This is a genomic window from Thermogutta sp. (assembly GCF_014359955.1).
Taxonomy (GTDB): Bacteria; Planctomycetota; Planctomycetia; order Pirellulales; family Thermoguttaceae; genus Thermogutta.
Genome location: NZ_JACIYL010000096.1, coordinates 1 through 9399 on the forward strand (window position 1 = coordinate 1; position 9399 = coordinate 9399).

Consider the following 9399-nt stretch of genomic DNA (forward strand, 5'->3'; position numbering starts at 1 on the left):
GGCGCGCTCGCGGGGTACGACAGTGTACCCATGGCGGCGCTGGGCGGTATCATTTGGGTCAAAAAGCGAAACACCAAACAGCACGAGCGGACGATCGAAAGACTCCGGGAACATAAAATTTTTGGACCGTTTGTATTTGATTGGGGCACCACCGAACGAACCGGCTACAGTGAAGCCGCTGAGGCCCAGTGCCCCATCTGGCGGGTAAAGACTCCGTCGGCTCAGGAAGCGGCACGTTTAGGCGAATATGAGCGGATCACCGAGGAATTTTTGAAACGCTGTCAGTAAAGGCGAAGGATTCGGTATGGGCAAGAAGTCAGGTGCTTCCATTGACGCGGCTCTTCAGAACCTGCAGTCCGTCATGGGGCTGTTGCCCGAGGAGGAGCGAAAGCACACGTTTTTGACCGACCTCCAAAGGGCGATTAACGTGTTGAGTGAGCTGAGGGACGCGATCGCGCGAATTCCCACCCGGGAACGAATTGCCTCTGAGGGAATTCTTGAAGGGCTCAAACGCATCGGGGACTTTTTGAGAACCTTTGAGGCCGGTAGCACGCGGGGGCGTGGCCGGAGCCAGACGAAGCTGGTGGATGAATCCAAGATCGCAGGATTTGTGGAACAACTGCGGCAATTGCCGGAAGCGGAGTTGCGGGCTTGCGTTCAGAAAACAAAGCTCGGTAAGGCAGAGTGGCGTGCCGCCGTAGAGCACGTGGGAGGTTACACCACCACCAAAGACACGATTGCCACCCTCAAGCAGCGATTGATCCAGGAAATCATCAATCGCCGAACGCACGAGGGAATTCTCGGCAGTGCACGACCCTGACGGGCTCATAGGGAGGCCAAGGCAAAAACGAGGTGGCGCCTCCCGGTCGGCCTCAAGCCGGGGAATATTTCACCGGCCAAGCATCTCGATCTTTCCTTTTTGAAAAGGATTGCTATGCTGGCCCTTTGAGGCGAAAGCCCCTCGAAAAAATCCCAGAAAGCATTCACCGCACGCATTCACGAGTTGCAAAAAAAACGGGAGTGATCTTTCATGGAGTCGCAGAGAAATCACAGCATCGGAACTGAGAACCGCCGATTGTCGCGACGGGATTTTCTGAAAGCCACGGCACAGTTTGCCGCTGTCGGAATCATGGGATGCAGCGGCGTGTCGGCAGCCCCCGAGGAATGGGCCAGTCTGTTCGACGGCCATTCTCTGAATGGCTGGCGGGCATCGGAAAACAAGTCGAGCTGGAAGGTGGAGGGGGGTTGTCTCGTCGCGGATGGGCCCCGCAGTCATCTCTTCTATGAGGGGCCGGTGGGTAACCACATGTTCCGGAATTTTGAACTCACGCTGGAAGTGCTCACCAAGCCCGGCGCGAACTCCGGCGTGTTCATCCATACGCGTTATCAGGAAACCGGTTCCCCGACTGCCGGCTACGAAGTGCAGATCAACAATTCGTATCCCATGGTGGGGCAAAACCCAGAGTTCCGTCGGACCGGGGGTCTGTTTGCCATCCAGGACATCTTTAAAGCATTTTTGCCCGACGATGAGTGGTTTCGCATGCGGATTCTGGTGGTGGGCAAGCGGATCCGGGTGTGGGTGAATGAGTTTCCTATGGTCGATTATGTGGAACCCGCTTCTCCACCGCGTGCGAAGAATCGTATGGAGCGGCGGCTTTCCCGGGGAACAATCGCGCTTCAGGCCCACGATCCAGGGAGCCGGATTCATTTCCGCAATATCCGCATCCGTCTTTTGCCCGATGATGCCGACCCATTCGCCGAGCCTCGCCCCGATGTGACCCCGTACGGCGTGACTGAGGGACTGATTGATCGGCTTTCGATGCTGGCGATTCCTGTCACGGACTTTCACATTCACCTCCGCGGGGGGATGACCGTTGACAAGGCCATCGCCCGCCAGGCCGTCACAGGGATTAACGCCGGTGTGCTGGAGAATCACGGTCGTGGCTGGCCGCTGGACACGAACGAGAAACTCGCCGCTTTCCTGGATGGGACGGCGGGTAAGCCGGTCTTTGTGGGGATCCAGGTCAACGATCGGGATTGGGCAGAGACGATCGCCCCGAAACTTCTGGACAGATTGGACTACGTTCTGGCCGACACGATGATCATGCCCATGCCTGATGACAACAGCCCGCCGGTAAAACTCTGGTTGACCGACCAGTACACGATCGACGATCCCAAGGCGTGGATGGAGCGATACATTCGGCACAATCTGCGCGTGCTTTCAGAACCGATCACGATCCTGGCCAATCCCACCTGGCTTCCCAAACCAATTGCCCATCTTTACGACGAACTGTGGACAGAGGACCGGATGAGACTGATTATTGAAACGGCCGTCAAGCGTGGCGTGGCCTTTGAAATAAACGCGAGTGGTTATCCGCCCGAGAAGTTTATCCGGCTTGCCAAGGAGATGGGGGCCAAGTTCACTCTGGGAACCAACAACTTTGATGACCGACCGATCTCGCTTGCCAGATGCTTTGAGATGATCGACAAATGTGGGCTTCAAGGACGGGATTTTCTGCTTATCCGGCCGAGAACAGGCTCTAATACCCCCAAGTAGTGATGTTAGTCGAACAAATGGCATGACGGTACGCAGGGTGACGTTGTTTACGGAGCGGCCGCAGCGTGGATAGGATGCTCACAAAAAGACAGCTTGTTTTGCGGGGTGTCGTGTTTTTGTCGCTTGTGGGGGTGGGGCTCGGTGTCGACCTTGTTACGAAAGAGTGGATTTTTCGGCGACTGGGCATGCCAGGCGAGAAGCCGGTGTGGTGGATCATCCCCGGTGTGTTCGGCTTTCAGACGAGCCTCAACGAAGGGGCCCTTTTTGGCATGGGACAGGGTTTCGCACCATGGTTTGCCGGACTATCGGTGATTTTCGCGGTGGGAATTCTGGTCTGGCTGTTCGTTGGCGGAGCCGCCAGGAGTTGGTGGCTGTTGATCAGTCTGGCGGCGGTGACTGCGGGGATCTTCGGCAATCTCTATGACCGCTTGGGGCTTCACGGGTTGAGGTGGCACGAAGGGAACCCTCTCCACCCACCGGGCGAGCCGGTCTATGCTGTCCGAGATTGGATCCTGGTGATGATCGGCTCCTGGCCGTGGCCGAATTTTAACGTGGCAGACAGTCTGTTGGTCTGTGGCGTGGTCGCACTTGTGGTTCATACGCTATTTTTTTCTGGGGACGCCACGGCAGAAGGGGCAGTTCGTCACGCACCGCCCGCCTAATGCTGGCACAGGTGTAGGGGCAACGTCGCTGGTTGCCCGCTTTCCCCCTGGTGTTTGTGCGTCAAAGGGTCGTCTTTCTCGCGGTGCGCACGTTGGAAAGGAGCGTTTCCCCGGGGTGCAGAAGACCTTCCATGCGGGTTATACTCAAGAGGTTGTCGGTGCGAAAATTGAAAAAAACAGGCCAACTACCGTGAACAAGTTGGGTAAAGCAATTTTTCGGGAACGTCTGGGTATTCCTTTCCGCACAAAGGTTGAATGGTACCGGTGGGGACGTCCTCTGGGTTTCGCCGTGCTCGTGGGTGTCTGCACCGGCTTGGCGGCGGTTGTATTCACGTGGGCTCTGGAAGGTTTGCAAGATTTTGTGCTCGGCGATCTTCTGGGCTACCAGATGCCCCCCCAGCCCACGGTTGACCCCGCTGCCCCATTCGTTTATCCAAGTGGGGGCTGGCTGGTGCTTGTCGTTCCCGCTCTGGGGGGGTTGTTGTGCGGTCTGATTATTCACTTTTTTGAGCCTGAAGCGGAAGGCCACGGCACGGACGCGATGATCAAGGCGTTTCATCGACTAGCGGGGAAGATTCCGCCCAAGGTGCCGCTTGCCAAGGCCGTTACCAGTTTGCTCGTGATTGGTACCGGCGGATCGGCGGGGCGCGAGGGCCCTATCACACAAATTGGTGCTGGGGTGGGTTCAGTCGTGGCGCAGCTTTTCAAACTGGGCGATTGGGATCGCCGCATTCTTATGCTGGCGGGAGCAGCCGGAGGACTGGGGGCGGTCTTCCGGGCCCCTCTTGGTGGGGCGATGTTCGCCGTTGAAGTTTTGTACTCGGGAACGGCGATCGAATTTTCGGCACTGGGACCCGCCTTCGTGGCTTCGGTCGTCGCCTACACGGTATTTGCCGGTGTTTTTGGACAATCCGTCATGTTCTATTTGCCGCGAACACCGGATCCTGTCACCGGACTCAATCCCTGTGTGTTCCACGGCGCCCACGAATTGCCGTTTTATTTCGCCCTGGCGCTTCTCTGCGTGGGCGTGTCTTTTGTTTTTAGTGAAGGCTTTTACGCCATGCAGGACCGCATATTCCGCAAATTGCCAATTCCCGTATGGGCCCGACCAGCCATTGGCGGACTGGGAGTGGGGCTCCTCGTGCTTGCGGGCTTTCCGCACGTGATGGCTGGTGGATACGGTTGGATGCAGAAAGCCATCCTGGCCAGCCCGGATTTACCATTTCGGCTGGCCTTTATCCTCGTGCTCATGAAAATCCTTGCTACCTCCCTTACTGTGGCATCCGGGGGAAGTGGTGGGTTGTTTGCACCCTCACTGTTTGTGGGGGCGATGACCGGCGCGGCTTTCGGTTGGGGATGCCGGGCCCTCTTTCCATATCTTGCCCCGCCGGTACCGGCATGCGTTCTGGTGGGGATGGGAGGCGTTCTCGCGGCCACATTCAAAGTTCCCCTGGCGGCGCTGATCATGGTTTCCGAGTTGACGGGTTCACACGACCTGCTCGTGCCCATGATGCTCGTCGGGGCGGTGGAAATGACGGTCCTTCCCGGAAAAATCTCTCTTTGTCGCGAACAACTGCCCTCCTTTGTGGACAGCCCGGCACACCTCGGCGACTTTGTGATTGACGTTCTGAAAGAAATGCGAGTGGAGGAGGTGTGTCCCCTAGATCGAAAGCCGGTCGTTATCAGTGAGGACATGCCGCTGCCGGAGATTCTCCACATTGTGGCGGAAACGCAGCAACACGCGTTTCCGGTGGTTGATCGTGAGGGACGTCTAGTGGGCGTCATCTCGCTCCACGACTTGAGGACGGTCCTGGCAGGGGACGGGGCCGGGGATCTCGTGCGGGCCATTGACCTCGCTGTCCCAGTCAGGCCGGTGACCCCGCGGGACGACCTGCACACGGTGCTCCAGGTACTCGCGGAATCCCATTTGGAAGAGGTCCCGATTGTGGCGCCGAACGATCACGGCCAGGTGATTGGGTTGATCCGCCGGGAAGTGATCCTGAGGGCTTACGATCGCCGCGTGGCGGGCCTGCAAGCGGGTTTGATCCCCCGTTCCGGTACCTCTGCATGAGGCGTCGGGTGGATAGATCGGACGCCCGACCAGGTCAAAGTGGGCGAATTACGGCAGGTCTGGTGGAGGTCCGATCACCCGGTGCCCCCGATTAACCACACTCTTCGGGGACCACGGCAAGCAAGAGTTCTTCCGTTTTGCGGCAGCGAGCGATGAGCCGAGCCGCCTGTAATAGATGTGTTTGGGCACTTTTTTCTGCGATCTCGGCGGGAAAGAATCCCAAGATGTGACCGAAAAGGGCAAGTGTCCAATCGGAGTGGGGCTGATACGGGAAGATCCGCTTGTTGTACGCTGCTCTGAGAGACGCTTTCATCAATTTCCACGTTTGCCGTCGTCGTGCTTCGGTTTTGATGTGGCGGTAATCCTCAGCGAACTCTTCCAGCCGGTAGGCGTCCACAGCCAGCGACTGGACGTTTCCAAATGACGCGAGTATTCCCAACAAAAGGTCGTTCCATCGGTCCGTGCGCTCACACAGTTGGAGAAGTCTCTGGGCGTCGGCTTGTGGAAGGTAATCGGCGCGGTTGAGGGCTCCCAGGATACGGCCCCGCAGTTCCAGATGGGAAAGATAAATGTTGTGCACAAGCGAAGCCGGGTAATCGTCGCCCGTCTTCTGCTCGTACAGATGGAGGACGGCCATCCAGATCCGGGTCAACAACTCCTGGGTGATGATTTCCTCGGCCAGGCCGCCCCGCTGGTACCGGAACGGGTACTCCCCATCGTCCCGCGAGACGGTCTCGAGGGCCTTCAACTGGCGTGTCCAGTTGTCGATTTGCACTCGGGCAGCGAGCCAGTAACTTTCAACCGCCGTTTTCGGGACCTCAAAGTTCCGCCTTTCCCATAACTGGGAACCATAATCGACCAGGAAGATGACCAGGTCAATGATGTCTTGATGATGCATCGGCTACCACCCGTGATGCGATATCAACACACTGACGACCGATTTTTGTCGGTGGTGAATCTCTGAAAAGAGCTTACGCAACTGGCGTGCCAGACATCGCGCCCCGAACTCGCCGATGCTGGGCAAAGGAGAATTTTCGTGCGAGCTGAGTGTCACGGTCCATCACAAATTGCGCATCTTACGGGCTATGATGAATATTCGGTGAATAGGAAGGCCCCTTTCGGCCGATGGAATAGAAAGAGAACAGGCTGCCAGCTCCGGTGGGACGTGTTTATGGGGCTGGTGGAAGGAAAGGGCCGGAGAGTCCTGGGCTGCCAGTGAGTGACAGAGATCCGTTGTTTCTTACGGTTTTCAGGGATAACACAGGGGGAAAAACATGTTCCGCCGTATTGTGTTGGTCGGCGTTTTAGGCATTTTGCTGGGGTTTGTCGGCGTTCGAGAGGCCGCGGCCCAGCAGGCATTCGGACGGCAATGGGCGCGAACTTACAGCACCCAGGACTGGCAGCGGTTTTACCATTATCCGTACGTGTATTATCCGCAGAATTTCTACGGCCCGGACTATTATAAGAGCTCGGAGGATCTGTACTATCGCTATCCACCGGAAATGAGGATCCCGGTGTATAACCGAAAGTGGCAGAATTTCTATCCGGAACCTCGTCGCTACCACCAGGGTCATCACTTTATCATGGATGTTTTCTGAGTTCTGCCGTCTTGACGGGAAAGTTGCACTTGCCGGCCCCGTGGAATTGCGGGGCCGTTTTCTTATGCTGGCCAGGTTGGACAGAATCTGTCCAACCTGAATAGGGTAGCGCGACCCACTCTGGGTAATGGCATCCAGATATCGAGGCGATGAGGGGCTTCGCGCAAAGCCGCGTTTAGCATGAGTAGGCTTCACGGCGCGGGGGCTTTGGACGGGCGGAGAACTTTCTCGATCACCTCGGCGTAAGCCAACACAGTCAAGTAATTTCTCAGCCCATAACCGGAGCACCGCAGGGCCTCTGGGGAAAAGTCGCCCAGGAATCTCTGCGGGTTGCTCGGATGGACCCCATCGCCGGAGATGAGGGTCGGCACCTCATAAGTCTCATACCCGCGGAATGCCTCGCTGGCGCCGTCCCAGTCGTTCGCCCGCCGTTTCAGAATTTCCGCGTGATAGTCGATGAGCGGAACCCCCAATTCATCGGCGATTTCACGAATAATTTGGGCAAATCGAGCAGCCTTTTCCTCTCGCCCATGGCGCGGGGGAATTGTCGTCAAAATAACTACCGTGCCGTTCTGGAGGCATTGTTGAACAACCTCCTTCAGGCTATTTCTGTATTCGTCTTCAGAGAGATCGTTCAGGTCGTTCGTGCCCCACATGATGATAGCCGTCTCTGGATTAAGTTTCTTGAGCCACTCGTGGATATGTTGTTTGGCCCACCGGACTGTGGTGCGGCCTTCATTCCCGAATTCCGGACCGCGCCACTGACGCCAGCATTCCGGGCGCATGTGCTCTTTGACGACAGCCAGGGCGTGGGCCATCTCCGGGGGGACGTTGCGGCATTCGTAGGCCAACGGTGCCCAAAAAGCCAGACTGACGGTGATCGAGTCTCCAAAAAGGGCGAGCGTTCCGGGCTGGCCGGTGAATCGGGCATGGACCTCTCGCATGGACTCCACCCAGCCAGGAAGTGGCATCGGTTGCGGAGCTTTGGAAATCTCTATAAAGCCGGCCACGCCGAATGTAAGTAAAAGAGCGCACCACATGGCTTGCATGGCTCCCGCCTGGAAGACACTCTTGAGAGGATCACCGGACCCTATTGTCGGATCTTGCCAATCGATTGCAAGCCGGTCGGACGGCACCAGCTTTTCTGAGGATGACGCCGGTTGGAAGAGTTCTGCGGAAGAAATCGCGGAAAACTCCGATGGCCTTCTCATTTTGAGAGGACACGCCTTCGGCGTCGAAATCATTGTGAAGGGGAAAGCGCGGCGCTCGCCGGGGCGATGTTCCGCTTCTTGATTGGGTGCACCACTGTCAGAAGACCCTGAAAGCGACTGAGGTTTGCTGGTTTTGCGTAGCAATGCGTGCTCATGAGATGCACAATTACTGGGAAGAATCACGGGTACCCCTGGCCAGCCTTATGTTCGTCGCGCCGTTACTTGTGTTTTACGAATTGGGGGTGCTCCTCCTCGGTCCGGAGGCCATCCGCAATGGCGCCGAGGTCTGGCTCCGGCAAATCCTTTTCACAATCGGCCTGGGGCAATATTTTTTCCTGCCTACCCTGACGGTTGGAATTTTGCTGGCAGCCCATTATCTTTCCCGGCGGCCGTGGTATGTGCGGTCGGTCACGTTGTGGGGTATGCTTGTGGAGTCCCTATTTCTTGCTGGTTGCTTAAGAGTCCTGCTGGGACTCCAGGCGATTGTGTTCCAGCATCTCGCGCAGCATGGGCTGATGGCTGCCGGGATCAACATCTGGTCCCGTTCTCTGGCGGAGCGGGCGGTCGCCTTTGTCGGCGCCGGGGTTTATGAGGAATTGGTCTTTCGCCTCATTCTTTTGAACCTCGTGGTGGGGGTAGCGCGGATCTTTCATCCCACACCCACGGCCGCGATGTTTTCCGGCGTGGTGGTGAGCAGTCTGCTCTTCGCCGCTGCCCACCACGTGGGGGCATTCGGCGAGCCGTTCGAGTTTTTCACGTTTCTTTTCCGTTTTGTGGCGGGGATCTTTTTTGCCCTCCTTTTTGTCTACCGGGGGTTTGGCATTGTTGCAGGGGCCCACGCAGCGTATGACCTGCTGGTGGGCCTGGTGTGAAATCCCTGGCGGGCGTTTATCTATGAGCACAAGGAGATAATCCCCGGGCAGCCGCGACCAGAGCGGCCTTCCACCACCCGAGGACGCACGCTCCACCGGACCATGGCTCCGGGGTCATTACTTTTCTTTCGGGACGATGGGCACGTCGATGACGCGAAGCTTGATTTCGTCCGAATTAGCCCGAAGTTCGGGGGCATACATCGCGTAGCCGCGGGTGGGAAGGGCAGAAAACTTGCCCGGGATCTCAGCCCGCATACGGTAGCTGAGGCTGTATCGGCCGCGCTGTAATGCTCGGCAGAAGAAAACCACGCGGTTGTCTCGGAATTCCACATAAGCCCCTGGCGCATCGCGCGTGTAGCCCGAGCGGAGTTCCACCGGTTCGAAGCCCGCTGGTTTCATGTCCTCGAACACGAGATACTCGTAGTCGT

General features: G+C 57.4%; 10 protein-coding genes. 7 read left to right on the forward strand and 3 right to left on the reverse strand.

The window, feature by feature from the left end:
- From H5U08_RS04820 to H5U08_RS04840, 5 genes are all read left to right on the forward strand, one after another.
- Positions 1-288 (forward strand): hypothetical protein (locus H5U08_RS04820; RefSeq protein ID WP_297030815.1); only part of this gene is annotated, 288 nt, incomplete at its 5' end.
- 16 nt (positions 289-304) lie between these two features.
- On the forward strand, positions 305-820 hold the full coding sequence (locus H5U08_RS04825) for a hypothetical protein (RefSeq protein WP_297030818.1): 516 nt from the start codon (positions 305-307) through the stop codon (positions 818-820).
- Between the two features lie 210 nt (positions 821-1030).
- On the forward strand, positions 1031-2557 hold the full coding sequence (locus H5U08_RS04830) for a family 16 glycoside hydrolase (protein ID WP_297030821.1): 1527 nt from the start codon (positions 1031-1033) through the stop codon (positions 2555-2557).
- Positions 2558-2631: 74 nt separating this feature from the next.
- Positions 2632-3219, forward strand: coding sequence for a signal peptidase II (locus tag H5U08_RS04835; RefSeq protein WP_297030824.1), 588 nt, complete (start codon positions 2632-2634; stop codon positions 3217-3219).
- 115 nt (positions 3220-3334) lie between these two features.
- Positions 3335-5290 (forward strand): chloride channel protein, encoded by a 1956-nt coding sequence (locus tag H5U08_RS04840; RefSeq protein WP_297030829.1) that lies wholly within the window; start codon positions 3335-3337, stop codon positions 5288-5290.
- 91 nt (positions 5291-5381) lie between these two features.
- On the opposite strand, the gene H5U08_RS04845 is transcribed toward H5U08_RS04840, so the two are convergent.
- Positions 5382-6188 (reverse strand): hypothetical protein, encoded by an 807-nt coding sequence (locus tag H5U08_RS04845; protein ID WP_297030832.1) that lies wholly within the window; start codon positions 6186-6188, stop codon positions 5382-5384.
- Between the two features lie 376 nt (positions 6189-6564).
- On the opposite strand from H5U08_RS04845, the gene H5U08_RS04850 reads away from it, so the two are divergent.
- Complete coding sequence (locus H5U08_RS04850) at positions 6565-6888, forward strand: calmodulin-binding protein (protein WP_297030834.1); 324 nt, start codon at positions 6565-6567, stop codon at positions 6886-6888.
- Positions 6889-7079: 191 nt separating this feature from the next.
- On the opposite strand, the gene H5U08_RS04855 is transcribed toward H5U08_RS04850, so the two are convergent.
- Complete coding sequence (locus tag H5U08_RS04855; protein ID WP_297030837.1) at positions 7080-7928, reverse strand: SGNH/GDSL hydrolase family protein; 849 nt, start codon at positions 7926-7928, stop codon at positions 7080-7082.
- Between the two features lie 314 nt (positions 7929-8242).
- Here H5U08_RS04855 and H5U08_RS04860 point away from each other — a divergent pair, with 314 nt between their 5' ends.
- A complete protein-coding gene (locus H5U08_RS04860; protein ID WP_297030840.1) occupies positions 8243-8971 on the forward strand; it encodes a CPBP family glutamic-type intramembrane protease in 729 nt (242 codons plus the stop codon).
- Between the two features lie 117 nt (positions 8972-9088).
- Here the strand turns inward: H5U08_RS04860 and H5U08_RS04865 are convergent.
- A partial coding sequence (locus H5U08_RS04865; RefSeq protein WP_297030842.1) for a hypothetical protein occupies positions 9089-9399 on the reverse strand: 311 nt, incomplete at its 5' end.

Coding starts and splice junctions, on each gene's coding strand:
- H5U08_RS04825 (WP_297030818.1), top strand. CDS start 305: ATGGGCAAGAAGTCAGGTGCTTCCATTGACGCGGCTCTTCAGAACCTG.
- H5U08_RS04835 (WP_297030824.1), top strand. CDS start 2,632: ATGCTCACAAAAAGACAGCTTGTTTTGCGGGGTGTCGTGTTTTTGTCG.
- H5U08_RS04845 (WP_297030832.1), bottom strand. CDS start 6,188: ATGCATCATCAAGACATCATTGACCTGGTCATCTTCCTGGTCGATTAT.
- H5U08_RS04830 (WP_297030821.1), top strand. CDS start 1,031: ATGGAGTCGCAGAGAAATCACAGCATCGGAACTGAGAACCGCCGATTG.
- H5U08_RS04860 (WP_297030840.1), top strand. CDS start 8,243: ATGCGTGCTCATGAGATGCACAATTACTGGGAAGAATCACGGGTACCC.
- H5U08_RS04855 (WP_297030837.1), bottom strand. CDS start 7,928: ATGTGGTGCGCTCTTTTACTTACATTCGGCGTGGCCGGCTTTATAGAG.
- H5U08_RS04850 (WP_297030834.1), top strand. CDS start 6,565: ATGTTCCGCCGTATTGTGTTGGTCGGCGTTTTAGGCATTTTGCTGGGG.